Raw genomic sequence first — 24,887 nt, forward strand, 5'->3', positions numbered from 1 at the left:
CGCGTTCGTCTCCACCCGCTCCCGGGTGGTGGCGGGGCGCCGCCAGGCCTGACATCGGGCCATCCCGGCCGCGGTCCGCCCGTGTCCCGTGCCCGCGTCCGCGCGCGGGGACACGGGCGGACCGCCTTTGATCGGGATCAGGCGCCGGGGCTCTCGGCGATCGTCGCGTAACGCTGGATCCAGGCGTGCATCGCGATCGCCGCCGCCGCTCCCGCGTTGATCGAGCGGGTCGAGCCGAACTGGGCGATCGAGCAGACCATCGCGGCGTGCTTGCGGGCCTCCTCGGTCAGCCCGGGGCCCTCCTGGCCGAAGAGCAGCACACAGCGCCGGGGCAGCGTGGTGCGCTCCAGCGGCACCGCGCCCGGCAGATTGTCGATCCCGATGATCGGCAGGCCCTCCGCAGCCGCCCAGGCGGTCAGCGACTCCGTGTCGCCGTGGTGGCGTACATGCTGGTAGCGGTCGGTGACCATGGCGCCCCGCCGGTTCCAGCGGCGCCGGCCGACGATATGGATCTCCTTCGCCAGGAAGGCGTTGGCGGTCCGCACCACAGAGCCGATGTTGAAGTCATGGCCCCAGTTCTCCACGGCCACATGGAAGTCATGGCGGCGGGTGTCGAGGTCGGCGACGATCGCCTCCCGCGTCCAGTACCGGTACTGGTCGACGACATTGCGGCGGTCACCGTGGGCCAGCAGCTCCCGGTCGTAGGGCGCACCCTCCGGCCAGGGGCGCGGATGCGGGCCGACACCGACCTCGGGGCCGTACCCCTCGTCGTACTGAACCGGTTCCTGGATCTCGCTGCTCACCCGACGAGGGTACGTGCGACTTGCTCATCCGGCGCACCACGCTGCCCGGGCACCCGCCCCCGGCCGCCGCGGCGCGGCAGCCGGTCCCGGCCCAGCGCCGCCCGGCCGCCGAGCCAGACCAGCAACGCCGTCGGCAGGAACACCGCGTCAGCCGCGATCATCGCGAGCGAGAAGAACGGCAGCCCGAGCAGCACGGCGATCCCCGCGTGCTCCAGCATCATCACCGCCAGCAGGGCGTTCTTGACCTTGCGATTGAAGAGGGTGAAGGGGAAGGCGACCTGGACGACGACCGTGGCGTAGGTGACCACCATGACCATCAGCCCGCTGCCGGCCAGGATGTCCGAGAGCGCGGGCCAGGGAGTGAAGTAGTCCAGCTTGAGCGGGTAGTACAGGGCACTGCCGTCCTGCCAGCGGGAGCCCTGGATCTTGTACCAGCCCGCGGTGGCGTAGATCAGACAGACCTCGGCCATGATCACGGCAAGCGCGGCGTTGTGGAGGAGGTTGGCGAGTACGTCCAACAAGGTGCGCAGCTCACCACCCGGCGCCCTCCGGTCGACGAGCCACCACGCTCCCTGGGAGAGCCAGAGAATCCAGAGGATCAGGATCAGCCACCACTCACCGCCGACCCACTCGAGCAGCGAGCCCACGAGCAGTACCGCGCCGAGCAGCGCCCACAGCACCGGGCCCGCGGCCGCGCCCGCCCGCCCGGTGCCGCCCTCTGCGGCGGCCTTCCGGGCGCGTCCGGCGTCGAGGGACCACACCTGGCCGCAGCGGGTGAAGACAAGGTAGATCGCCATGAGGTGGATGACGTTGTCGCCGCCGTCCCCCATGAAGATGGAGCGGTTCTGGAGCGACAGGACACCGACCATGAAGACCGCCGACATGGCGCGGGTACGCCAGCCGAGCAGCAGCAGAACGCTGGAGAGCACGGCGATCGCGTAGACCGCCTCGAACAGGAGCCCGCTGTCGGACCACATCAGCACCGTGAACGAGTGGTTGGTCCCGATCAGCTGCCGGGCCATGTCCCAGCTCCACGGACCCTCGGGTCCGTACAGCTCATGGCGCTGCGGGAACTCCCAGAGCAGGAACACCAGCCAGGTGAACGAGAAGCCGATCCTGACGACCGCCGTCTGGTACGGACCGAGCGCTGTCGCCGTCACACGCTGGATGGCGGCGGCCAGCCGCTGGTCGGGCGCCTTGCGCCCCCGCCCCTCGTGGGCCTCGTGGGCCTTGTGCCCCTCGTGGGCCTGGTGCCCCTCGTGGAGTCCACCGGCTCCACCGCCGCCACCGGCTTCATGGGCCTGGGTCACTTGGCCGCCTCCGTGTCATCCGTCCGGGCCCTGACCGCGTCGTCGGCGGTGTTGCGTGCGCCGAGGGGGAGATCCGCTTCGGTGACCTTCCACCAGGGAAGCCGCCGGTAGTACACCCGTGTGTCGGTCTTCTCCTTGCTCCACGCGGGGGCCTTGACCGAGCTGGTGGCGGACCGGACCTGGATGCGCTCCACGCGGCCGCCGAGGTCGCGGCGCTCCAGTCGGAGCATCACGATGCGACGGACATACTGCTCGGAGAGCCGGCCGCGCAGGCCGTTCGGCCGGTTGTCCTCGGTGTGGGAGTTGACGAGGAATTCCCAGCCGCGGCGGAGCTCGTTATGGTCCGCATGGCTGGGGAGGAGATTGCCCCGGATCGCCGCGCCGTCCTCGGCGGAGAGGTCGATCCACTCCGTGGTCCTGCGATCGCCCTGGCCGTCCACGACCTCGGCGCGGACCTGGACCGCGATGTTGTGCTGCAGCGGATTGGGGGCGAAGAGCTTCCAGTTCTGCTCGAACTCGGGGTAGACCCAGTCGTCGACCGTTTCACCATGCTGCTTCGTGAGGGTGTTCGACGGGGCGACATGAAGGAACACCATGCCCAGGTGGACGCAGGCGAGGGTGCCGACAAGGGCGAGCGCGATCGCCGCCACCACCTGGTAGGGGACGGAGAGGCCCGCTATGCCGCCCGGGGCACCGCCCTCACCCGAAGGCGCGTTCTCACTCCTCGCGCCCTCGCTGCCGTACGAGTCCATCCCGCCCCGATTCCCACGAGTCTCTTCGGTCCACCGGCTCACCGCGGTTATCCACAGGGTTGACACCTTACGGGCCTCGGACTCACCATTGAAGTGATTCAACCGAACGATCGGTCGGTAGGGGGTCCGATGACGGCAGTGACCGAGGACATGACCGCGGCGATGACCCAGCAGGCGCGGTTCGACGCTGCCGTGGCGGCCGACGAGCGCATCGAGCCGCGCGACTGGATGCCTGATGACTACCGCGCCTCGCTGATCCGCCAGATGGCGCAGCACGCGCACTCGGAGATCATCGGCATGCAGCCCGAGGCGAACTGGATCACCCGTGCGCCCTCGCTGCGGCGCAAGGCGATCCTGATGGCCAAGGTGCAGGACGAGGCAGGCCACGGCCTGTATCTGTACAGCGCGACGGAGACCCTCGGGGCAAGCCGTGACGAGCTGCTCGACAAGCTCCACTCCGGCCGCCAGAAGTACTCTTCGATCTTCAACTACCCCACGCTGACCTGGGCCGATGTCGGTGCCATCGGCTGGCTGGTGGATGGTGCGGCGATCACCAACCAGGTGCCGCTCTGCCGCTGCTCCTACGGCCCCTACGCACGCGCGATGGTCCGTGTCTGCAAGGAGGAGTCGTTCCACCAGCGCCAGGGGTACGAGCTGCTGCTGGCCCTCTCACAGGGCACTACCGCGCAGCACGAGATGGCGCAGGACGCGGTGAACCGCTGGTGGTGGCCGTCGCTGATGATGTTCGGCCCCCCGGACGCCGAGTCGGCGCACTCGGCGAAGTCCATGGAGTGGAAGATCAAGCGGCACTCCAACGACGAGCTCCGCCAGCGCTTCGTGGACATCTGCGTCCCCCAGGCCGAGGCTCTGGGCCTGAGCCTCCCCGACCCGCAGCTCCGGTGGAACGAGGAGCGCGGGCAGCACGACTTCGGCCCTATCGACTGGGACGAGTTCTGGCAGGTCCTGAAGGGCGACGGGCCCTGCAACGAACAGCGGATCTCCCAGCGCCGCCGTGCCCATGAGGAAGGCGCCTGGGTCCGCGCGGCAGCCGCGGCGTATGCCGCGAAGCCGGCCCGCACCACGGAGGGCCCCGGGTCCCGGTCGGGCGGGAAGCACGACGAAGAGCAGAAGGAGGCGACGGCATGAGCAGCTCGACCGACTGGCCGCTGTGGGAGGTGTTCGTGCGCTCGCGCCGCGGGCTCTCGCACACCCACGCCGGCAGCCTCCACGCCCCGGACGCGGAGATGGCGCTGCGCAATGCCCGCGATCTCTACACCCGGCGCAATGAGGGCGTGTCCATCTGGGTGGTGCCGTCCGCGGCGATCACCGCTTCCTCGCCGGACGAGAAGGACTCCTTCTTCGAGCCCGCCGCCGACAAGCCCTACCGGCACCCCACCTTCTACGAGATCCCCGAAGGGGTGAAGCACCTGTGACGGCCGCACTCGCGCTCGGCGACGACGCCCTTGTGCTCTCCCAGCGACTCGGGGAGTGGGCCGGTCATGCCCCGGTCCTGGAGGAGGAGGTGGCGCTGGCCAACATCGCGCTCGACCTGCTCGGCCAGGCCCGGACACTGCTGTCACTCGTCGGCGACGAGGACGAGCTCGCGTATCTGCGGGAGGAGCGGGCTTTCCGTAATCTCCAGCTGGTCGAGCAGCCGAACGGCGACTTCGCGCACACCATCGCCCGCCAGCTCTACTTCTCCACCTTCCAGCGGCTGCTCTTCGCCGAGCTGGCCACCGGCGAGAGCGAGTTCGCGGGGCTGGCGGCCAAGGCCGTCAAGGAGGTGGCGTACCACCAGGACCATGCCGAGCAGTGGACCCTGCGCCTGGGCGACGGCACCGAGGAGAGCCATGAGCGGATGCAGCGGGCATGCGATGCGCTGTGGAGGTTCACCGGGGAGATGTTCCAGCCGGTCGAGGGCCTGGAAGTGGACTGGGACGCACTGCGGGCGCGCTGGCTCGATTCGATCTCGGCTGTGCTCGGGCGGGCCACGCTGACCGTGCCGGAAACAGCGGACACCGGAGCCTGGTCGGCGGGCGCCGGCCGGCAGGGTCTGCACACCGAGTCGTTCGGGCGGATGCTGGCGGAGATGCAGCATCTGCACCGCAGCCACCCGGGGGCGTCATGGTGACCGACACCGTGCTGGAAGCCGAGCTGCGCGGGCTCGCGGGGTCGGTGCCCGACCCCGAGCTGCCGGTGCTCACCCTGGAGGAGCTGGGCGTGCTCCGGGGGGTGCGGGTCCTGGGGCCGGGCAGGGTCGAGGTGGAGCTGACTCCCACCTACACCGGCTGCCCCGCCATCGAGGCGATGTCCTCGGACATCGAGCAGCGGCTCCATGAGCATGGCATCGCGGAGGTGACGGTGGTCAAGGTGCTCTCCCCCGCCTGGTCGACCGACGACATCAGCGCGGAAGGCCGTCGCAAGCTGGCGGAGTTCGGGATAGCGCCGCCACGCCACGGTGCGGCGGCGGGTCCGGTGCCGGTCACGCTCACGGTGCGCTGCCCGCACTGCGGCTCCATGGACACGGAGTTGCTCAGCCGCTTCTCCTCCACAGCCTGCAAGGCACTGCGCCGCTGCACGGCCTGTCGCGAACCCTTCGACCACTTCAAGGAGTTGTAGATGTTCCATCCGCTCCGGGTCACCGAGGTCGAGCGGCTCACGGACGACTCGGTGGCCGTCACCCTCGCGGTCCCCACCGAGCTCCACGACGCCTTCCGGCACACACCCGGCCAGCACATCGCCGTCCGCCGCACGGGGGTGGACGGCGAGGAGATCCGGCGTACCTACTCGATCTGCGCCCCGGCCGCCCCCGAGGGCGCGGCACCGGTGCTGCGGGTGGGCATCCGCCAGGTCGACGGCGGGGAGTTCTCCACGTATGCCCTCAAGGAGCTCGCCGTGGGGGACACGGTCGAGGTCATGCAGCCGATGGGCCGGTTCGTGCTGCCGCCCCGCCCCGGGCACTTCGCGGCCGTTGTCGGCGGCAGCGGGATCACTCCCGTGCTGTCGATGGCGGCGACGCTGCTGGAGCGGGAGCCGGAGGCGCGGTTCTGTCTGATCCGCAGTGACCGGACGGCGGCTTCGACGATGTTCCTGGAGGAGGTGGCCGACCTCAAGGACCGCTATCCCGAACGGCTTCAACTGGTCACCGTGCTGTCCAGGGAAGAGCAGCAGGCGGGGCTGCCGTCCGGGCGGCTCGATCAGGAGCGGCTTACCGGGCTGCTGCCGTCGCTGCTTCCGGTGGCGGAGGTGGACGGCTGGTTCCTGTGCGGCCCGTTGGGGCTGGTCCAGGGCGCGGAGCGGGCGCTGCGCGGTCTCGGTGTGGAGCGCACCCGTATCCACGAGGAGATATTCCATGTGGACGAGGCCCCGGTCCCGGCTCCGGCCATGGTGCCCGCGGGCGCCACGCTGAGCGCCACGCTGGACGGCCGCTCGGGCAAGTGGCCGGTGCAGGAAGGGGAGTCGCTGCTGGAGACGGTGCTGCGGGCCCGTTCCGACGCTCCGTACGCCTGCAAAGGCGGCGTCTGCGGGACCTGCAGGGCGTTCCTGGTGTCCGGTGAGGTCCGAATGGACCGGAACTTCGCGCTGGAGCAGGACGAGACCGAAGCGGGCTATGTGCTCGCCTGCCAGTCCCATGCCGTGACCCCAGAGGTGGAGTTGGACTTCGACCGCTGAGTCGGCGGCCGAGGGTCGGCGGCTGGCGCTGCGGCCGGACAGGTTTGCCGGGAAGCTCGCGGCGTCCGGTGCGTGCGTGGGGTCTCCTCCGGCCCCTCGGGGCCGAGGGGCCGCATCGCACGGCGGAGTATCCGCCCTCGTACTGGATGTACTCGGGTGATTCGGCAACGCAGCGAGATGCCGTGCCGGGCGTCGCGAGCCGGTGAACCTATCCGGTCACAGCACGAGGTCCCGCTCCGCCCATGCCATTCCCTTCCGCGTCGGGCTGCTCTATCTTGACGGTCCGTCAGATTTGGTGATCGGACGGTTGTCAGCGGGCCGGTACGCGGAGGGACAGGACAGTGGACTTCACCTTCAGCGAGGAGCAGCAAGCGGCTGTCGAGGCAGCCAGGGCCGTCTTCTCGGGGGTGGTCCCTGACTCGGTGCCGAGTCCGGCTCTCACCCCGGGCGCGGTGGCGGAGGAGTTCGACCGGGCGCTGTGGGCCAGACTGGCGGGGGCTGATCTGCTGGGACTGGTGCTCGCTCCCCAGTACGGCGGAGCGGGCCTCGACCCCCTCGCGCTCTGCCTTGTGCTGCGTGAGTCGGCGAAGGTGCTGGCACGGGTGCCGCTGCTGGAGACCTGTGCGGTGGCCATGGCCGTGGAGCGCTTCGGGGACCCTGCGCTGAGCGCCGGGCTGCTGCCGCGGGTCGGCCGCGGGGAGCTGGTGCTGACGGTGGGGGCCAACGGGCGTACCGGTCACGATCCCGCCGAGCTGGGGGTCCGGGCCCATGAGGACGGTGGCTCCTGGATTCTCGACGGAGTGCAGACCGGAGTGCCCTGGGCGCAGTGCGCAGACCTGATAGCGATCCCGGCGCACACCGACGGCGGGCGAGCGGTCCTCGCGCTGGTGCCCCGGGGGCAGGAGGGACTGTCACTCGCCGAGCAGTTCTCCACCAGCGGGGAGCTCTACGCCGAGGTCGATCTCGACCGGGTGCGGATCGGCGCTGAGGCGCTGATCGCGGCGGACGGCGCCTGGGAATGGCTGCGCGGGCTGCTCGCGACCGGGACCTGTGCTCTGGCCCTGGGCCTCGGTGAGCGGGTGCTGTCGATGACCAGTGAGTACACGGGCAAGCGTGAGCAGTTCGGGTTCCCCGTGGCGACCTTCCAGGCCGTGGCCGTACAGGCGGCCGACCGGTACATCGACCTACGGGCGATGGAGGCGACCCTGTGGCAGGCGGCCTGGCGGATCAGCACCGACGCGAGCGGGCCGCTGCCCGCATCCGGTGATATAGCGGTGGCGAAGATCTGGGCATCCGAGGGCGTACGCCGCGTCGTCCAGACCGCGCAGCACCTCCACGGCGGCTTCGGCGCCGACACCGACTACCCGCTCCACCGCTACCACGCCTGGGCCAAGCAGCTCGAACTCTCCCTCGGCCCGGCCGCGGCCCATGAGGAAGCCCTGGGCGACCTGCTTGCCGCCCACCCGCTCGGCTGAGCAGCGCCCGGGAGCCGGGGGAGCGGCCAGCGCTACAGCACGAACGCCGGACGGCCGTCCTCGGTGACCATGGGACGGCCGGCGGACTCCCAGGCGAGCATTCCGCCGTCGATGTTCACCGCATCGATGCCCTGCTGGACCAGGTACTGGGTGACCTGGGCGGACCGGCCCCCCACCCGGCACATCACATGGGCACGGCGGCCATCGGCGACAGCCTCGGTGACCTCGCCGAAGCGGGCCACGAAGTCGCTCATCGGGATATGCAGAGCCCCGTCGACATGGCCGGCCGCCCACTCGTCGCCTTCGCGGACATCGAGCACCAGACCATCGGCCGGCACGGAAGCGGCCTCGATCGAGGGCAGCGGGGCGAAGTTCATGGGTGCGAGCCTTCTCTCGTGCTTTTCGGGGACGTCCCTGGAAACCTACTGCACCAGGCCGTTCAGCTCGGCTTCCCGCTGTGCGACCTGCGACAGGAGCTGCTCGGCGATCTCGTCGAGCAGCCGGTCCGGGTCGTCCGGAGCCATCCTCAGCATCGCGCCGATCGCACTGTCCTCCAGCTCCCTGGCGATCACCGTCAGCAGTTCCTTGCGCTGCGACAGCCATTCCAGGCGGGCGTAGAGAGCCTCACTCTCGGTGAGCGGAGAAGCCTCCGGCGCCGGTCCGGACTCCCACTCACGCAGCAGCTCACCCAGCTCGGCCTCGTCCCCGCGGCCATAGGCCGCGTTCACCCGGGTGATGAACGCCTCCCTGCGGGCCCGCTCCTTCTCGTCCTGTGCCAGATCCGGGTGCGCCTTGCGGGCAAGCTCCCGGTACAGCTTGCGTGCCTCGTCACTGGGTCGCACCCGCTTCGGCGGCTGCACCGACTGGTGGTCGGTGAGCATCGCGGCGGCCTCCGGCGAGAGGCCGTCCGAGTCGATCCAGCCGTGGAAGAGCTCCTCCACCCCGGGCATCGGCAGCACCATGGCCCGTGCCTCCCGCGCCCGGCGCAGATCCTCCGGATCACCGGTACGGGCCGCGTGGGCCTCCGCGATCTGCGCGTCCAGCTCATCGAGCCGCGTGTACATCGGCCCGAGCTTCTGGTGATGCAGCCGGGAGAAGTTCTCCACCTCGACCCGGAAGGTCTCCACCGCGATCTCGAACTCGATCAGCGCCTGCTCCGCCGCACGCACCGCGCGCGCCAGCCGGGCCTCGGGCCGCTCGCCGGCCGCGGCGCCTTCGGCAGACGGATCACCGGACGCGGTCCGCGCGCCATCGGCGCCGTGCTCATCCACGCTGCTCTGCTCGTCCACGCGATGGTCGCCTTGCTCGTCGTCGGCCAGGGTCGTCGGCACCCCGGGCGGGTCCTCAGTCACCCGCCCAGCGTATGGCAGACCCTCGCCCGTCAGGCCCGACCCGGCGTGCGACCGGTCACACGCCCAGCTCCGCGGCTATACGCCCGCCTCGCACGGCGGCCACCAGATCGGCGTGGTCGGCCTCCGTACGGTCGGCGTACCGCACGGAGAACGCGGCCACGGCCTCGTCCAGCTCCTCGTTCTTGCCGCAGTACCCGGCGAGCAGCCGCGGATCGGCGCTGTGGGCATGGGCCCGGGCCAGCAGCGCGCCCGTCATCCGGGCGTAGTCGTCCACCTGGTCGGGCGCGAGGGCCGCCGGATCCACGCTGCCCTTGCGGTTCCGGAACTGCCTCACCTGGAAGGGCCGGCCGTCCACCGTCGTCCAGCCCAGCAGGATGTCGCTGACCACCTGCATACGCTTCTGGCCCTGCACCACCCGCTGTCCTTCATGGACCTGCTCGGGCGGCTCGAAGCCCGCGGCCTCCAGATACGGCAGGAGCGCCGAGGCACGCGCCTCCTTGACCTGGAGTACCAGCGGCTCGCCCCGGTGGTCGATCAGCAGCACCACATAGGACCGCGTCCCCACGCTGCCGGTGCCCACCACCCGGAAGGCCACATCGTGTATCGCGTATCGGGCGAGCAGCGGCAGCCGGTCCTCCGAGAGCGTTCGCAGATACTCCCCGAGCGATGCCGCGACGGCGCTCGCCTCCTCGTCCGGGACGCGGCGCAGCACCGGCGGCGCGTCGACGAAATGACACGCGCCGTCCGGCCCGGTCGCCGTCGCCTTCGCCGCGAACCGCGCGCTGGTGTTGCTCCTGGCCCGCTCTGAGACCCGCTCCAGGGTGCCCACCAGATCACGGGCGTCCGTGTGCGAGACCAGCTCCTCGTCCGCGATCGCGTTCCACGCGTCCAGCACGGGCAGTCTGGCGAGCAGGCGCATGGTCCGCCGGTACGCCCCGGCCGCGTCGAACGCGGCCTTGCGGCAGGTGTCCTCGTCGGCACCGGTCTCACGCCCGGCGAGCACGATGGAGGTGGCAAGCCGCTTGAGATCCCACTCCCAGGGGCCTGTGACCGTCTCGTCGAAGTCGTTCAGATCCATGACCAGGCGTCCACGCGCGTCGCCGTACAGCCCGAAGTTGGCCGCGTGGGCGTCACCGCAGATCTGGGCCGCGACACCGGTGACCGGGGTCGCCGCCAGATCGTGGGCCATCAGTCCCGCCGCGCCGCGCAGAAACGCGAAGGGCGTCGCGGCCATCCGCCCCACCCGGATCGGGGCCAGGTCGGGCACCCGGCCGCGGCTGGACTCCTCGACGGCCCGCACCGCGTCGGGACGCCCGGCGGTGACGGTCAGAGTGTCGTGCGACGAGCGCGGCACCTTGGCCCGCAGCGCCTTGCCCGCTTCCTTCGCGGTCTCCCGCCCGCTGCCCCCGGGCCGCGCGAATCCGGGCACCTCAGGAATCCGTGCTCCCCCGGGAGTGGAAGCCGACCACTGGACCGGCACCACCGCTTCGACCTCACCCATGGCGGGACCGCCTCCCCCGTCGCTCTGCGTCAGCCACACCGACTCGCGTCGATGACCTAGAAGGTACTCGCACGTCAGACGGCCGTCTCCCCCTGTGGACAACTACCTGTGGACAACCTCGGTAACCGGCGGCTGCACAGCCCTCGCCCCGCCGCGAGGCCTCACAGTCCGGCGTCCCGCGCCAGGAGAGCCGCCTGCACCCGGTTCTCGCACTCCAGCTTCGCCAGGATCCGGCTCACGTACGTCTTCACGGTCGCCTCGCTCATATGCAGCCTGCGCCCCGCGTCCGCGTTGGAGAGCCCTTCTCCGAGCAACGCGAGCACCTCCCGCTCGCGGGCGCTCAGCCCCGCCAGCCGCGCCCTGGCCTGCCCAGCCCGCGCCGCAGCCCGTCCGGAAGCGAGCTGGTCCACCACGTGACGCGTCGCAGCGGGGGAGAGATAGGCGTCCCCCGCGACAGCCGCGCGCACGGCCCGGATCAGCTCCGCGGGAGCGGTGTCCTTGAGCAGGAACCCGGCACCCCCCTGCTCCAGCGCCCGCATCACGTTCTCAGGCTCACCGAAGGTCGTCAGCACGATGACCCTGGCCTGCGACGCGACCCTGCGCAGCTCGGAGAGCGCGGTCAGGCCGTCCATCACCGGCATCTGGATGTCGAGCAGCACCACATCCGCGTCGTGCGTCCGGGTCAGTTCCACGGCCTCGCGACCGTTCGCCCCCTCGCCCACCACCTCGATGTCCGGATCGGAGGTGAGGATCAGCCGGATCCCGGCGCGGATAAGCGGCTCGTCATCGACGATCACCACTCTGATCGGCGCCCCTTGGCTCCGGGACCGGGTCACAGCGTCTCCCCTACCACTCACGTCGGCACTGATTCAGCCAGCGCTAACGCTTGGCCTCGTACGCCCGCTTCTCGACCAGCTTGCCGTCCTTGAAGCAGAACCGGAAAACCGGTTCCGTCTCCATGCTCTCCCCGGGCTCGGATGACATCAGGACAAAGCATGAGGAACCGGCGGGGCGCTTCGGCCCGGTGCCCTGAAGTCCCACCGTCGCGAACGTGTCGCCGTCCGGCAGTTGGCCGCGTACGTCCTTCTCCGGCATCCCCACCGCGACCGCCTCGTACTCCTCGGGGGAGATCATCCCCTTCTCCAGCGACCCCATCAGGAAGAAGACCCCGAAGAAGCCCGCCACCACCAGCAGCGCGAAGGCGGCCGCGGCGATCCCGCACCCCAGCGCCACCCCGCTCGTCCGGCTCCGGCCGCCCCCGATCCTGCCACCCATCGCCAACTCCCTCTCCGAAACGGTCCAGTCCATGACCGGGACACCGTTTCCGAGCGGGACCGGCGGCTGCTGCCCCCGAAAGTCGTCCGCCGCACCGACGATCGGAGCTGCCTCCACCACGCCGTACGGCAGCACCCCCGCCACCCGGAAGCCGCCGTCATCGAGCGGCCCCGCGTGCACCATTCCGCCCACCAGCCGGGCCCGTTCATGCAGCCCGGTCAGCCCCTGACCGCCGCTGACAACCGCTCCCACGGCCTGCGCGGTATCCGCGGCAGGACCGTTGACGATCTCCACCACGAACGAGTCGGGTTCATAGCGCAGCTCCACGGCGATCGGCGCACCCGGCGCGTGCTTGAAGGCGTTGGTCAGCGCCTCCTGGACGATCCGGTACGCGGCGTGGTCCGCCGCCGCCGCGAGCGGTCTGGCCTCGCCCAGCCGGCGCAGCTCCACCGCGAATCCGGTACCCGCCGCGGAGTTCGGACCCGCCGCCCTGGCCGACTCGACCAGCTCCGCGATACCGGCCGTCCCGCGCGCCGCCCGCCCCGACTCGTCCGCCACGGGCGCGGACGCCTCCACCCCGTCCCGGAGGATGCCCACGACCTCACGCAGCTCGTGCATGGCCGTCACGGACGCCTCGCGCAGCACCCCGACGGCCTCCCGCTGCCGTTCGGTGAGCTCACGATCGACCTCGAGCGCCCCGGTGTGCACGGCGATGAGCGCCAGCTGGTGCCCGAGGCTGTCGTGCATGTCCTGGGCGATCCGCTGCCGCTCCCTCAGACGCGCCTGCCACGCCACCATCTCGCGCTCGCGCAGCAGCTGGAGGTTGCGGTCCTGGAGGGTCTGCAGCAGGGTCCTGCGCTGGGACCAGTAACGGCTGGCCAGGCCCGGTACGACTGTCGTCGCGAGGAAGAACAGGGTGGTGAGCAGCACCGTGGTCACCAGATAGCTCTTCGGCCAGCCGGCGTCGAGCAGTGTCCCGCCCAGAGAGAGCAGATAGGCGCCGGTGAACGCGGCGAGCGCCCGACCGGCCCCCGGGATCCGCCGTCCCGCCGACCAGCCGACGATCAACATCAGGGGCACGAAACCGTCGAAGACGGGGGCCAGCCCGGACGTCACCGCCAGCGCGCTCACCGGCAGCCGGCGCCGCAGCAGCGACAGGGCGACCGCCGCGCATCCTCCGCCGTAGATCTCCAGGGCGGGCTGCCCCACCAGATCGCCGAGGCTCACCACGAGCAGCCCCAGGGCGAGCGCGAGCACGGCCTCACCCGCGATCCTGCGCCGGGACCACTGACCTGGCTGGGCGAACCAGCGCCAGCCCGCAGTTATCGGGGATCGCACCCCGGAAGGTATCCGGGCCGCCCAGGAGTTCGATGACGCGTCCACGCCGAAACCCTAACCGCCGGTTTCCGCGCCTCGCGGCTCACTTTCGTCGCTGCCCCGTCCAACCTTGGTCGCAGCCTCGCGGCCACGCAGCCCTGGCTTCGGCCTCGACCTCGGCCTCGACCGGTGCCAGGCCAAGGCCGCGCACCGCCCTGATCAGATCTCGACCCGGCTGTCCGAAGCGTCGGCGGGCCTGCGGCTCCGCACCACAGGGGCACCCCTGGACTCGACATCCCAGGCGTCGTCACCATGCGCGGACGGACGGGAGGTGAGGGACACCGCCGAGAGGGCCGGCGCGTCCAGATGCCAGAAGGCGGTCAGCGGTACACACATGGCGTTGACGAGCAGGGCGCGGACCACAGCCGGTTCGGCGATGACCAGAAAGTGGGCCCCGAGGCCATCCGGATCCTCGCCGCGTCGACGCTCGTACGGCAGCCCTCGCGCCCCTGGCAACCCACTCGGCCCTTGGAGGGCTCGCAGCCCGCTCAGCCAGGGACGCGTCCGCCGGCACAACTGCCGCACGGACTCGCCCCCGGGCGGCATGGCGTCCGGGTCCTTGAGCCATGCGCTGAGCCGGTAGGGATCGGTCGTGGCGATATCGCCGACGGTACGGCCGTGCCACGTGCCGTAGTCGATGTCGCGCAGGGCCGGTTCGACCATCGCGTCCGACCCGAGACCGAGCGCGGCGGCGACCTGCGCGCAGCGCGCCGACGGGGCGCGTACGACCACCGCGTAGGGCGGCAGCCCCGCTCCGGTCAGGGCGGTGGCGCTCAGGGTGCCGCTCAAGGTGCCGCTCAGTGGCCCGTCGCCGAGGACGGTGTCCCTGGTGGCCCGTCCGGCGGTGGCGCACAGCGTCAGACGTATCGTCACAGAACTGCCTCCTCGGTCATGTGATCAGCCGGGCCGGAGTGGTCGCGGCGTACACCATGTACTCCAGCGGCCCACGCCGGAAGCGCCGTGTCCAGAGCATGGCGAACAGCATCGTCACCACGCTGAAGCTGAGCAGGAGCAGCAGGCAGGCGGAGTACGACAGTGCGTCGAGGTCGTCGATGCCCAGTGCCCAGAGGGCGACGATATGGGCGGTATACGCGGTCAGGGCGATGGAACCGACCGCCGCGACGGGGGCGGACAGCCACCGGAAGAAGGCGGAGCGGCCCGCGGCGATGAAACAGAGCGCCAGCACCACGAGGGCGAAGCCGGTGCTGCCCAGGATGGACCAGGTCGTCTGGCTGTGCGGAGCACCCACCAGCAGCCAGTACGGGGTGAGGGTCTCGGGATCGCCGACGGTGTCGGACCACCAGGCGGCCCCGGCCGGCCCGCCGTCCGTAGCGGCCGCGACGGCGGGCAGCGCGCCCGGCACCAGGTGAAGAGCCAGCCAGGAGCCGCCGTACCCGAGCACGATCAGCGCGCACCCGGTGCCGGCGATCCTGGTGAGTACCCGCCGGGTCGGGTCGAGCTTCGCCACCGCCATACCCGTGAGGATGAAGGGAAGCCAGGTCAGAACGGGGTACTCACCGGTGACGAACAACTCGACGAACCCGTCGGAGCCGGTGGCCCTGGCCAGCGGGTCGAGGGCGATCACGGTGTCCGACCAGCTTCCGCCGTCGACCGCGGCCGCCAGCAGATACCAGACCGGCGGCATGACCAGCGCGGTCGCCGCGGCGACGGCGGCCAGAGCGCGCGCCGAGAGCCGGTACAGAGGCAGGGCGAGGACGAAGAGCATCCCGTAGGCGGCGAGGATCACATCGATCGGGGTGTCCAGGGCGGTCAGGGCGTACCCCAGCACGATCAGCACCGCGGATCGGATCAGCACCCGCACCACCGCCTGCCGCCCGGCCCGCCCGGTCCTGGGCTCCGGTCGGCCGGTGAGGATGACCAGGGTGAATCCGGCCAGCACCGCGAACAAAGTGGCGGGCCGGCCGCGCGCCAGCTCGAAAACCCAGCCCTGCACACCGCCCATCGCCGGATCGGGGCTCAGATGTGCGGTGAACATGCCGAGGACCGCGAGTCCGCGGGCCACGTCGAGACCGATCAGCCGCCCCGTGGCGGACACCCCGCCGGAGGTGGCACGCGCCGCCCCTGCCCGGGACCCTTCCGGGTGCGAGTCCGGGTGCAGTACGGCCTCCGTCTCCCGCCGTGCCATAGGCCTCACGGTCCTCGCCCGGCACCGCGCACAGCCATCCGGCGACTGTCCGGACTATCCCCCGCCATCTGGCTGTGGGGGCCCCGCCGTCCGGCCGGAACCCGCCGCCGGGCGCTGTCAGCGGCCATCGGAAGCGGTAGGGAGGCGCCACCAGGGCCCGCGGCAGGGCGGCCGGACGCCCCCAGCCCGCGACTGGGCCACCGCCGGCCGTGGCCCTGCGCGACGAGACCTGCTGCCGGCCCCGTCCCGCGCGACGGTCCGGGCCGTCCCGCGGTACGCCGGCTGGACGGCGCCGAGCCTGTGGTGCGGCTGAGCGCCGCGTGCCTCAGTGCGCCGGACCGTGGTACGGCGTGGTGACATCGTCGTACGCCAGGTGCATGATCATGCCGCTCTCGGCGTGTTCGAAGTTGTGGCAGTGGTCCATCCACACACCGGGATTGTCCGCGCTGAAGTCGATCTCGTAGCTCTCACCGGGGGCCACGTTGAGGGTGTCGGTCCACCAGGTGCTGCCGGTGACTGCCTCGCCGTTGCGTGAGATCACGCGGATCCGATGGCCGTGCAGGTGCATGGGATGGTCGATGATGCCCCGGGCGGTGATACGCATCCGCACCCGGTCGCCCTCGCGGACCATCAGCGTCGGCACGGCCGGGGAGAGCCGGCCGTTGATCGTGTCCGTGTAGGTGAACGAACCTCCGCTGAAGCCGAAGCCGTTGTCCAGCACGAGGTCGAAGTCGCGGTCGTACGGGCCGCCTTCGGTTTCCGGACCGGTCCGCTTGCCGTACGAGAGGCGGTCGAAGAGCGTGCCGGGTTCCAGCGCGGCGGGTTCGGCGCGTCCGTTGGGGCTGAAGGCGAGGGCCGCGTTGTTGGGGATCTCGGAGGTGTCCAGCCGTAGCGACACCACCCCGTCCGGCATGGTGAAGGCCACGTCGTAGCGGCCACCGGCGGCGAGGAAGAGGTCCGTGCCGGGCTTCAGTTCTCCCGGGTCGCCGATCGGGTTGCCGTCGTGGGCGGTGACCCGGAACGGGGTGCCGCCGAGCATGAGCCGGTGCGGCTCCTCGGAGCTGTTGATCAGTCGCAGCACCACCGGCCGACCGGCCGGAATGGCTCGCCGCTCGGCGGTGTCGGATGTGCCGAACGCGCCGATCTGGTCCTCGCCGCCCGGCCACAGATGGGTGAACACGTTCTGCTGCACACCCTGCTGCCCGTCCTCCACGATCAGCGCGCCGAACAGGCCGCGCTCCACGGAGCGTTCGGCGTCCCGGTGCGTGTGGTACCAGTACGTTCCGGTGCGGTCGGGTACGAAGCGGTAGACATGCCGCTCGCCGGGGCGGACCGCGTTCTGGGTGACACCCGGCACCCCGTCCTCCGCGTTGGGCACGTCCACGCCGTGCCAGTGCAGGGTGACTCCCTCGGCCACGTCCTTGTTCACCAGGGTGACCTCGACCAGCCGGCCCTTGGCGACCCGCAGTTCGGGGCCCGGGCTCATTCCGTTGAAGGTGAGCGCCTGGATCTTCTTGCCCGAGGACAGCCGTACGGTGCTGTGCGCGGCGGTCAGGGTGAAGCGGGCGTCGGGGGTGCCGGCGCGCGGTCCGGTCAGCTCGTCGACCGAGCGCATGGCCGGGGCCCCGGCGCCGTGCCCGTGGCCCATGGCGTGTACGGAGTGCCCGGCGCGCTCCGGGCCGCCGCCCCAGTCCGTCGTCGGTGACCCGCTGACCAGGAACAGGCTGCTCATTGCCGCCGCGGTGGCCACGGCGGCGACCCCGGAGAGCCAGGGCAGCCGGGCCAGTCGGCCGCCGCGGGAGCGGCGTTCGCCGATCAGGAGGGAGATCCCGATCGTCGTGGCCAGGAGGAGTGCCGATGCCGCGGCCGTGACCGGCAGATCCTGTGGACCGGGCGGGACGTACAGGAAGTAGAAGGACAGCCAGGCACCCGTCGCCGTGGTGTGCGCGGCGACGGCGGTACGCCGCAGCAGCACCCACACCAGGGGCAGCGCCACGACCGGCAGGCCGAGCAGGAAGCGGTGGGCGACCAGTTGCCACCCGCTGGTCACCAGCAGCAGTACCGCGACCGCCAGCCGGGCGGCGACGACTCCTGCGGTGACGTACAGGACGGGCGGGCTCCACCGCGCCCCGCCCTGCTGTGGTGCGGGCTGCGCCTGTCGGCGGCCGGCCCGGCGGCCGAGCAGGCCGCCGGTGACCGCCAGCACCAGGGCCAGTATCAGATCGGTGAGGAAGAGGGGCTCGGCCACTTACTCCGCCGCCTTCTTCAAGGCGTCGAGCCAGGTGCCGAGCGAGTCGTCGAGGAGGGCGGCGAGGTTGTCCCGGTCGGCCTCGACCGGCGCCCCGGCCCAGGACTCCCGGGTGCGGACCACGACACCGTCGCCGTCCTCGGTGAAGGTCCACTCGTGCACGCCGGTGATGCCGTGCGCGGGACCTCCCCAGAGGATGCGGCGCTGGGCGTCGACCGCGTAGATGGTGGAGTCGATGGACAGCCCCGCGGTCACCCAGTGGAAGGTGGTGCCGGGGGTGATGGGCCCGTCGAGCCGGGACTCGGTGACGGCGTGCAGCCACTCGGGCCAGGAGCTGATGCCGGTGTGCAGCCGCCAGACCCGCTCAAGGGGAGCGGCGATCCGGATGGTGTGCTCGGCGACGATGGGGGCGTTCTCGTCGATGGTCGCGGGGTAGGTCATGGCGCTTCCTCGATGTCGGGGCCCGGCCCGCCGCTGGGGGGAGTCAGCGGCGGACCGGGCAGCTTGGAGGGATCAGACGGGCAGGCTGCGAAGCCGGCTCAGGGGGGCAGACGGCTCAGGCAGACGGCTCGGTGTCGGGGATCCAGTCGCCGTGGATGCCGGCGGGCACCCTGCGGGGAAGTTCGACCTCGGCCACGGTGCTCAGGTCGTGTGCGTCCAGGACGAGCAGCTCCGACGCGTCGGCCTTGAGGTCGCTGACGATGGTGAGCAGATAGCCGTCGTCCTCGGCGGACCCGCCTTCGGCGGGCACGAAGACGGCCTCGCCGGGCATCCGGCCCTCGCCGTGGGCGAACAGCCGCTGCTCGCCGGTGCGTGAGTCGAGCTTGGCCGTGTGGTAGCCCGACAGGCCAGCGCCGGGGAACGCGATGGCGTAGCTGTAGCGGTAGTCCGAACCGGTGTGGGCCTCGTTGATCGACGGGAACTCGGTGACCAGGTCGTTGAGGGACTCGGTGGTGACCTTGCCGGTGGCCGGGTCGATGATCCACCGGTAGAAGGTCGAGCCGGCGTCGGGGCTGGTGCCGTAACCGGGAGCGCCGACCCACCACTTCCACGAGTTCTCCCAGGCGGAGCGGTCGAAGCGGGGTGCTTCGAGGACGATCCGGCCCCGTGCGTCGGTGTAGGCGTTGGCCACGTGCAGCAGTGCGGCCTGGTCGGGGGCCTCGAACCAGGTGGTCTTGCCTCCGTTGCGCGGCATCACGCCGATACGCAGCGGGACGTCGTCGTGCCAGCGGTAGGGGATGCCGGAGTGCTCGGCGTGGTCGAAGACCACCGGCGAGTTGATGAAGACGACGTGTTCGCGGGTGATGGCGAAGTCGTGCATGAGCGACGGGCCGGAGCCGTCCACGATCTCCGACCTGACGATGGCTCCGGAGGCGTCGGCCACGTAGTAGGTCAGGTACGGCGGGAAGGGGCTGTAGCTGAAGAAGTGCAGCTCGCCGGTCTCCGGGTCCTCCTTGGGGTGGGCGGTCATCGAGCTGGTGAGCTTCCCGCCGAAGTCGTAGACGCCGATCGTGTCGAGGTCGGCGCTGACCTCCCAGGGCAGGTTGGCCTCCTGAAGGGCCAGGTAGCGGCCCCCGTGGAAGATGATGTTGGTGGCGGCGGCGCTGACCTCGAGCTCGGTTCCGGTGAACGGCACTCCGTCCAGGAAGGGGGTGCGTACCCAGCGGTTGCGGTACCACTCGGCCCGGCCGTCCTGGAGGCGGACTCCGTGGAGCATTCCCTCGCCGCGGAACCAGTGGGTGGGTGTGACGCCCGGCTTCGGGTTGTGGCCGTTGCGGAAGTAGCGGCCGTTCAGCTCGGGCGGGAGGGTTCCGCGCACCTTCAGCTCGTGGCCGGTGATCTCGTCGGTGACGGGGGTGAAGTGGCCGCTGATGTAGGGCTTGTCGAGAGACATGGTCAGGCCTTTCGAGTCGAGAGAGCCGAGATGAGGAGGGTCAGGACGGCACAGGCCAGGAAGGCCGCGCCGAAGGAGGGGAGCAGGGTCAGGAAGGACAGGCCGATGGCTCCGCCGATCTGCCGGGTGGCGTTGACCAACCCGCCGGCCAGGCCGTTGTCGGCGGGCTGGACGCCCGATGAGGCCATCGCGGTGAGCCGGACGAAGGCCACCCCCAGCCCGGTGCCGATGAGTAGCATCGGGCCGAGCAGGTCCACCGGGAAGCTGCCGTCGGCAGGGGTCCGGGACAGCCAGGCCAATCCGGTCGCGAGGACCAGCAGGCCGGCGGGGAGCACATGGCGGCTGGCGACCTTGCCGGTGACCCACGACGAAAGGGTGATCATGAGCGCGAGCGGTAGCTGGGTCAGCCCGGCCTCCAGCGGGGAGTAGCCGAGGGTCCGCTGCTGGTAGATCGGCAGGAAGTAGAACAGCCCGAGCCAGACCGCGCCCAGCAGGGCCATCAGCACGTTGGGCACCGCCACCACCCTCATCCGCGCCGGCAGCAGCGGGTCGGGGGCACGGCGCTGGAGCACCGCGAACAGACCGAGCAGCGCCAGACCGATCACAGCGAGCGGCCAGGGGCCCGACAGGCCGTAGGTGAGCGCCACCAACCCTGCCGTCACCGTCACCGCGCCCGGTGCGTCCAGGCTTCCGCCGCGCGGCCGGTCGGCCCCGACCAGCAGCCAGGTGGCCGCCAGGACGACCAGGGCGAGAGGCACCATCACGAAGAACACCGCACGCCAGCCGAACAGGCTGGTGAGCAGCCCGCTCAGCAGCACACCCGCCGCACCGCCGGCCCCTGAGACCGCGCCCCACACTCCGAGCGCGGTGCCACGCCGCCCCTTGCCGGAGTAGAGCGTCAGCACAAGGGCGAGCGCCGTGGGCGCGAGCATCGCGGCGCCGATTCCCATCACCGCCCTGGCGGCGATCAGCACGCTCGCCGTGGGTGCCAGCGCCGCCCCCAGGGCGGAGAGGGCGAACAGGCCGGTACCGAGCAGGAACACGCGGCGAAGGCCGTACACGTCGCCCGCGCGCCCGCCGGGCAGCAGCAGGGCCCCGAAGACCAGTACGTAGGCGTTGACCGTCCATGCCTGGCCCGTGTCGGACAGTTCGAGTCCGGCCCGGATCTGGGGCAGGGCCACGTTCACGATCGAGGTGCTCAGCACGACCAGGAACTGGGCCGTGGCCAGGACGGCCAGTGGTATCCAGTCGGTGGTGGTCTGTTGCGTTGCGGTGCGGGTCATGGGAGGAGACTCGCAGCGGGCGTTCACCGCTCGCGTCGGTAGTCATCACCTATACGGCTCGCGGCGGCGGACCCCCGTAGGCGAGTGCGGTCGTTCCGTAGGTGGCGGTGCTCGTCCCGTAGCCGACCACGCCCGCTTCCCGGCCAACAGCGGTCGCTCCCCGGCAGACCGCGCCCACTCCCCGGTCAACAGCGGTCGCTCCGCCGCCGCTTGCCCTCACCCCGTCGGCGACCGTGATCATCCCCGCCGTTTCCCCGCGGCGCACGACCGCATATGTTTTCGGCCATGCCCGAGACATATACGGATGTGCTGATCGGCCGCCAGGACGAGATGCGCCGACTCGGCGCCCTGCTCCAAGCGGCCCGGGAGGGTCGGGGCGGCGCCCTCGTCCTGCGCGGTGAGCCGGGCATCGGCAAGAGCGCGCTGCTCCGGAAGCTGGACGAGGCCGCGAACGGATTCCTCGTCATCCGCGTCTCCGGCGCGGAGTTCGAGATGGAGCTGCCGTTCGCCGCGCTGCACCAATTGCTCGCGCCCCTCACCGGCCGGCTGACGGCGCTGCCCGTGCCGCACCGCAAGGCGCTGGAGATCGCCTTCGGCCTCGACACCGGGGCACCCGATCCGTTCCTGGTAGGTGTCGCGTCGCTGGGCCTCCTGGTGGAGACCGTGCGGGAACGCCCTCTCCTGTGCGTCATCGACGACGCTCAGTGGCTGGACCAGACGTCGGCCAAAGCGCTGGCCTTCCTGGCCCGCCGGGTCTCGGCCGAGTCGATCGCCCTCGTGTTCGCCGCCCGCGAGGCGAGTTCCCTGCCCGAGTTGGACGGGCTGCCCAGTTATTCGCTTCAGGGTCTTGGCGAATCGGATGCCCGCGCGCTGCTGGCCGCGGCGGTCCGCGCCCCGTTGGACAAACGGGTGCGCGACCGGATCCTGGCCGAGGCGCGCGGCAACCCCCTCGCGCTGGTGGAGTTGCCCAGGACCGCCGGACTCTCCGGGATGGCGGGCGGATTTGCCCAGCCCGACTCGGTACCCGGCGTGATCGAGCAGAGCTTCCAGTCCCGGCTGGAGCTCCTGCCGCCGGCCGCCCGGCTGCTGGTGACCCTCGCCGCCGCCGACCCGATCGGCGACCCCGTCCTGCTGTGGCGTGCCGCCGAACTCCTGGACATCGACGCGGCCGCCGTCGCGGAGTCCGTTCCGCTGGTCGAGTTCGGCACCCGGATCCGATTCCGCCACCCCCTCGCCCGCTCGGCGGCCTACCGCGCCGCGGCCCCGGACGAGCGGCGCAGGGCGCATGAGGCGCTGGCCGCCGTGACCGACCCGGTCACCGACCCCGACCGGCGGGCCTGGCACCGCGCCCAGGCCAGTGCGGGCCCGGACGAGCAAGTCGCCGCCGAGCTCGAAGCCTCCGCCACCCGCGCTCAGGAACGCGGCGGTGTCGCCGCGGCGGCGGCCTTCCTCGAACGCTCGGCCGCGCTCACGATCAGCCCGGTCCAACGCGCCGAGCGGGTTCTCGCCGCGGTCCAGGCCAAGCTCTCGGTGGGCGACTTCGACACAGCGGCCGACCTGCTCTCCACTGTCGGTACGGACGATCCGAGCCAGGCCGCCAGGGCCGACCTGCTCCGCGGCAGGCTGTCGTTCGTCCGGCGCCGAGGGGACGAAGGCCCCACGGCGTACCTCCTGAGTGCCGCCGCCCGGCTGGCGGCCACCGATCCCGCCTGGTCGCGGGAGTGCTATCTGGACGCCATCGAGATGGGCGTATTGCTCGGCAGCCTCGACCAGGTGGTGGTTGCCGCCAGGAAGGCCCCGCCGGCGGATGAGCCGGTGTCCGGCACGGCGGCGGTGCTGACCGGCCTGATCAGCCTGGTCAGCGACGGACATGAGGCCGCGGGGGAGATCCTCAGGCCGGTCGTCGGCGATGCCGACGACGAGGTGTGGGCGAGACGGCCGTCACTGGGCTGCATGGTGGCCACCGAACTGTGGGACTTCGACGCCATGTACGGAATCGCCACCCGTGCCGTCACGGCCGGCCGCGAGTCGGGCTCCTTCCACGCGCTGCCCATCGGACTGGCCATGCAGGCAGCCGTGAGCGTACACAGGGGCGACTTCGGTACCGCGATGGAGCTGATCTCCGAGGAGGAGGCGATCGCCGACGCCACCGGCGCGGCGCCGCTGGTCTACCCGCGCCTCCATCTGGCGGCGATGCGCGGACGGCGCGAGGAGGCGGTCGCACTGTTCGCGTCGGTGGATCAGCGGATGAGCCTGAGCGTGCAGTGGGCGACGGCCGTGCTCAGCAACGGCCTGGCCGACTACCCGGCCGCGCTGGAAGCGGCGAAGCAGGCGGTCGACTACGGCGCGGTCGGCTTGGCGGGCCTCGCCCTGCCCGAGCTGGTCGAGGCGGCGACGCGGTGCGGCGAGACCGAGATCGCCGCCGCGGCCCTGGAGTCCCTCCGAGAGCGCACCCAGGCCGGCCGGCACCCATGGGGCCTTGGCGTCGAGGCCTACTCGCGAGCCCTGGTGACCGAGGACGAGTCCGCCTACCAGGAGGCGATCGGACTGCTCGATGGCAGTGCACCGGCCGTCTACCGCGCCCGGGCACATCTGCTGTACGGCGAGTGGCTGCGCCGCCAGGGCAGGCGGCGTGACGCCCGGTCCGCGCTGAGGCTGGCGCACGAGTCGCTGTCCGACCTCGGTATGGAGGCGTTCGCCGAGCGAGCCGCCGGCGAGCTGCGGGCCACGGGCGAGCAGGCCCGCAGCCGTACGTCGAAGGCATCGGACCAGCTGACGATGCAGGAGGTGCACATCGCCCGCCTGGTCGCCGACGGCGCCACCTCCAAGGAGGTGGCCGCCAAGCTGTTCCTCAGCCCCCGCACGGTCGACGCACATCTGCGCAACATCTTCCGCAAGCTGGGGCTCACCTCACGTAGGCAACTGCGAGACCTGCCTGATATCCGTTAGCCGCAGGGTGGTGGCCGCAGCCTCGTGCCCGTTCATCGACTCCACGGGGCCGGGCCAGGTCAGCCCGTACTTGGCCCGGTAGGCATCGGATACCCGCTGGACGAGCTCGGGGTCCCGCACCGGCTGAAGGCTGACCGGCAGCCGCTGCCCGGCCACCTCCACCTCCGCGTCGGCGTGCCGCAGGACCCGGCGGTACCAGGCACTGCGCGGCCCGAACGCCGAGCGGACGTACGCCTCCCCGTCGAGCACCACCACCCAGACCGTCCTGGCCGACCACCGGCCGTCCGCATCCGTCACCCGCAAAACGATCTCCGTGCGATCCATGACAGTGTCCATGGACCGACTTTCGCCCTGCGGACCCTACGTACGCGTCGGTGGTCTTCACCTAGATAGGCGGGCATCGCCGACGCGAGGGCGACACTGTCGCCGCGAGGCTGATGCCATGACGAACAACGACATGACCTCAGCAACCGCGACCGTGACTGCCACCGCAACCGCGACCCCGGGGGCTGCCACGACTTCGACCGCGGCCGAAACCACCGCCGACACGGGCATCTTCGCGACGGCCCCTGAGCCGGTGGCCCCTCACGCCAAGGCATCGAAGAAGAACAAGTCCCGCCGGCGCGCGGCAAAGGCACTGGCGTACTCAGCCCTGCTCTTCACCGGAGTGCTGGTCCTGGCCGAACCGTGGCTGCTGATCCCGGTCGCCGCCCTGGTCCTCGCGATCTCCCTCTGGGACTGACCCGGGAGCTTGAGGACCAGCCCGGCGTTCGGTGAGAGGCGCCCACCGGCCGTCCCGCAGCAGCCGGACCACCATCTGACGACCAACCCTGCGGCAGAGCCCGCATCG

At 71.2% G+C, this 24,887-nt stretch carries 24 protein-coding genes; 8 read left to right on the forward strand and 16 right to left on the reverse strand.

Annotated elements, in window-relative coordinates:
- Positions 1 to 137 precede the first annotated feature (137 nt).
- The 3 genes from ACFWI9_RS23825 to ACFWI9_RS23835 all read right to left on the reverse strand — a co-directional run bounded on the left by ACFWI9_RS23825 (position 138) and on the right by ACFWI9_RS23835 (position 2,922).
- Positions 138 to 803 (reverse strand): TrmH family RNA methyltransferase, encoded by a 666-nt coding sequence (locus tag ACFWI9_RS23825; RefSeq protein ID WP_387164981.1) that lies wholly within the window; start codon positions 801 to 803, stop codon positions 138 to 140.
- On the reverse strand, positions 800 to 1,984 hold the full coding sequence (locus ACFWI9_RS23830; protein ID WP_387165015.1) for an HTTM domain-containing protein: 1,185 nt from the start codon (positions 1,982 to 1,984) through the stop codon (positions 800 to 802). Before ACFWI9_RS23830 ends, ACFWI9_RS23825 begins: the two co-directional genes overlap by 4 nt.
- 125 nt (positions 1,985 to 2,109) lie before the next feature.
- Positions 2,110 to 2,922 carry a DUF5819 family protein gene (locus ACFWI9_RS23835; RefSeq protein ID WP_387165017.1) on the reverse strand — a complete coding sequence of 271 codons (813 nt, stop codon included), beginning with the start codon at positions 2,920 to 2,922 and terminating at the stop codon, positions 2,110 to 2,112.
- A gap of 72 nt (positions 2,923 to 2,994) precedes the next feature.
- Here ACFWI9_RS23835 and paaA point away from each other — a divergent pair, with 72 nt between their 5' ends.
- From paaA to ACFWI9_RS23865, 6 genes are all read left to right on the forward strand, one after another.
- Positions 2,995 to 4,011, forward strand: a complete 1,017-nt coding sequence (gene paaA, locus ACFWI9_RS23840; protein ID WP_387164983.1) for a 1,2-phenylacetyl-CoA epoxidase subunit PaaA — start codon at positions 2,995 to 2,997, stop codon at positions 4,009 to 4,011.
- Complete coding sequence (paaB, locus tag ACFWI9_RS23845; RefSeq protein WP_387164985.1) at positions 4,008 to 4,298, forward strand: 1,2-phenylacetyl-CoA epoxidase subunit PaaB; 291 nt, start codon at positions 4,008 to 4,010, stop codon at positions 4,296 to 4,298. Before paaA ends, paaB begins: the two co-directional genes overlap by 4 nt.
- On the forward strand, positions 4,295 to 4,996 hold the full coding sequence (gene paaC, locus ACFWI9_RS23850) for a 1,2-phenylacetyl-CoA epoxidase subunit PaaC (protein ID WP_387164987.1): 702 nt from the start codon (positions 4,295 to 4,297) through the stop codon (positions 4,994 to 4,996). Before paaB ends, paaC begins: the two co-directional genes overlap by 4 nt.
- Positions 4,990 to 5,484: a 1,2-phenylacetyl-CoA epoxidase subunit PaaD gene (gene paaD / locus ACFWI9_RS23855; RefSeq protein WP_387164989.1), complete on the forward strand. Its 495-nt coding sequence runs from the start codon at positions 4,990 to 4,992 to the stop codon at positions 5,482 to 5,484. Before paaC ends, paaD begins: the two co-directional genes overlap by 7 nt.
- On the forward strand, positions 5,485 to 6,537 hold the full coding sequence (locus ACFWI9_RS23860) for a 2Fe-2S iron-sulfur cluster-binding protein (protein WP_387164991.1): 1,053 nt from the start codon (positions 5,485 to 5,487) through the stop codon (positions 6,535 to 6,537).
- Positions 6,538 to 6,878: 341 nt separating this feature from the next.
- Positions 6,879 to 8,012 (forward strand): acyl-CoA dehydrogenase family protein, encoded by a 1,134-nt coding sequence (locus ACFWI9_RS23865; RefSeq protein ID WP_387164992.1) that lies wholly within the window; start codon positions 6,879 to 6,881, stop codon positions 8,010 to 8,012.
- Between the two features lie 32 nt (positions 8,013 to 8,044).
- Here ACFWI9_RS23865 and ACFWI9_RS23870 read toward each other — a convergent pair whose 3' ends face one another.
- The 12 genes from ACFWI9_RS23870 to ACFWI9_RS23925 form a co-directional block, all read right to left on the reverse strand.
- Positions 8,045 to 8,389, reverse strand: coding sequence for a rhodanese-like domain-containing protein (locus ACFWI9_RS23870; protein ID WP_387164994.1), 345 nt, complete (start codon positions 8,387 to 8,389; stop codon positions 8,045 to 8,047).
- A gap of 45 nt (positions 8,390 to 8,434) precedes the next feature.
- The gene (locus ACFWI9_RS23875; RefSeq protein WP_387164995.1) at positions 8,435 to 9,364 is read right to left on the reverse strand and encodes a J domain-containing protein; all 930 of its coding nucleotides are present in this window, start codon (positions 9,362 to 9,364) and stop codon (positions 8,435 to 8,437) included.
- Between the two features lie 55 nt (positions 9,365 to 9,419).
- Complete coding sequence (locus tag ACFWI9_RS23880) at positions 9,420 to 10,865, reverse strand: DUF2252 domain-containing protein (protein ID WP_387164997.1); 1,446 nt, start codon at positions 10,863 to 10,865, stop codon at positions 9,420 to 9,422.
- Between the two features lie 161 nt (positions 10,866 to 11,026).
- A complete protein-coding gene (locus ACFWI9_RS23885; RefSeq protein ID WP_387165019.1) occupies positions 11,027 to 11,662 on the reverse strand; it encodes a response regulator in 636 nt (211 codons plus the stop codon).
- Between the two features lie 82 nt (positions 11,663 to 11,744).
- A complete protein-coding gene (locus ACFWI9_RS23890) occupies positions 11,745 to 13,466 on the reverse strand; it encodes a sensor histidine kinase (RefSeq protein ID WP_387165020.1) in 1,722 nt (573 codons plus the stop codon).
- A 210-nt stretch (positions 13,467 to 13,676) separates the two neighbouring features.
- Positions 13,677 to 14,390 carry a histidine phosphatase family protein gene (locus tag ACFWI9_RS23895; protein ID WP_387164998.1) on the reverse strand — a complete coding sequence of 238 codons (714 nt, stop codon included), beginning with the start codon at positions 14,388 to 14,390 and terminating at the stop codon, positions 13,677 to 13,679.
- Positions 14,391 to 14,406: 16 nt separating this feature from the next.
- Complete coding sequence (locus ACFWI9_RS23900) at positions 14,407 to 15,663, reverse strand: DUF418 domain-containing protein (protein WP_387165000.1); 1,257 nt, start codon at positions 15,661 to 15,663, stop codon at positions 14,407 to 14,409.
- Positions 15,664 to 15,988: 325 nt separating this feature from the next.
- On the reverse strand, positions 15,989 to 17,911 hold the full coding sequence (locus ACFWI9_RS23905; RefSeq protein WP_387165002.1) for a multicopper oxidase family protein: 1,923 nt from the start codon (positions 17,909 to 17,911) through the stop codon (positions 15,989 to 15,991).
- A complete protein-coding gene (locus ACFWI9_RS23910; protein WP_387165003.1) occupies positions 17,912 to 18,352 on the reverse strand; it encodes an SRPBCC family protein in 441 nt (146 codons plus the stop codon). It abuts the gene before it with no gap.
- A gap of 115 nt (positions 18,353 to 18,467) precedes the next feature.
- Positions 18,468 to 19,805, reverse strand: a complete 1,338-nt coding sequence (locus ACFWI9_RS23915; protein ID WP_387165005.1) for a carotenoid oxygenase family protein — start codon at positions 19,803 to 19,805, stop codon at positions 18,468 to 18,470.
- A 2-nt stretch (positions 19,806 to 19,807) separates the two neighbouring features.
- Positions 19,808 to 21,088, reverse strand: a complete 1,281-nt coding sequence (locus ACFWI9_RS23920; RefSeq protein ID WP_387165007.1) for an MFS transporter — start codon at positions 21,086 to 21,088, stop codon at positions 19,808 to 19,810.
- A gap of 49 nt (positions 21,089 to 21,137) precedes the next feature.
- The gene (locus ACFWI9_RS23925) at positions 21,138 to 21,329 is read right to left on the reverse strand and encodes a hypothetical protein (RefSeq protein ID WP_387165008.1); all 192 of its coding nucleotides are present in this window, start codon (positions 21,327 to 21,329) and stop codon (positions 21,138 to 21,140) included.
- Between the two features lie 44 nt (positions 21,330 to 21,373).
- Here ACFWI9_RS23925 and ACFWI9_RS23930 point away from each other — a divergent pair, with 44 nt between their 5' ends.
- Positions 21,374 to 24,037, forward strand: coding sequence for an AAA family ATPase (locus tag ACFWI9_RS23930; protein WP_387165010.1), 2,664 nt, complete (start codon positions 21,374 to 21,376; stop codon positions 24,035 to 24,037).
- Here the strand turns inward: ACFWI9_RS23930 and ACFWI9_RS23935 are convergent.
- A complete protein-coding gene (locus tag ACFWI9_RS23935) occupies positions 23,999 to 24,373 on the reverse strand; it encodes a DUF2255 family protein (RefSeq protein WP_387165011.1) in 375 nt (124 codons plus the stop codon). The genes ACFWI9_RS23930 and ACFWI9_RS23935 overlap by 39 nt on opposite strands.
- Positions 24,374 to 24,479: 106 nt before the next feature.
- Here ACFWI9_RS23935 and ACFWI9_RS23940 point away from each other — a divergent pair, with 106 nt between their 5' ends.
- The gene (locus ACFWI9_RS23940) at positions 24,480 to 24,779 is read left to right on the forward strand and encodes a hypothetical protein (protein ID WP_387165013.1); all 300 of its coding nucleotides are present in this window, start codon (positions 24,480 to 24,482) and stop codon (positions 24,777 to 24,779) included.
- Positions 24,780 to 24,887: the final 108 nt, after the last annotated feature.

The organism is Streptomyces sp. NPDC127084 (genome assembly GCF_042724175.1).
Classification (GTDB): domain Bacteria; phylum Actinomycetota; class Actinomycetes; order Streptomycetales; family Streptomycetaceae; genus Streptomyces.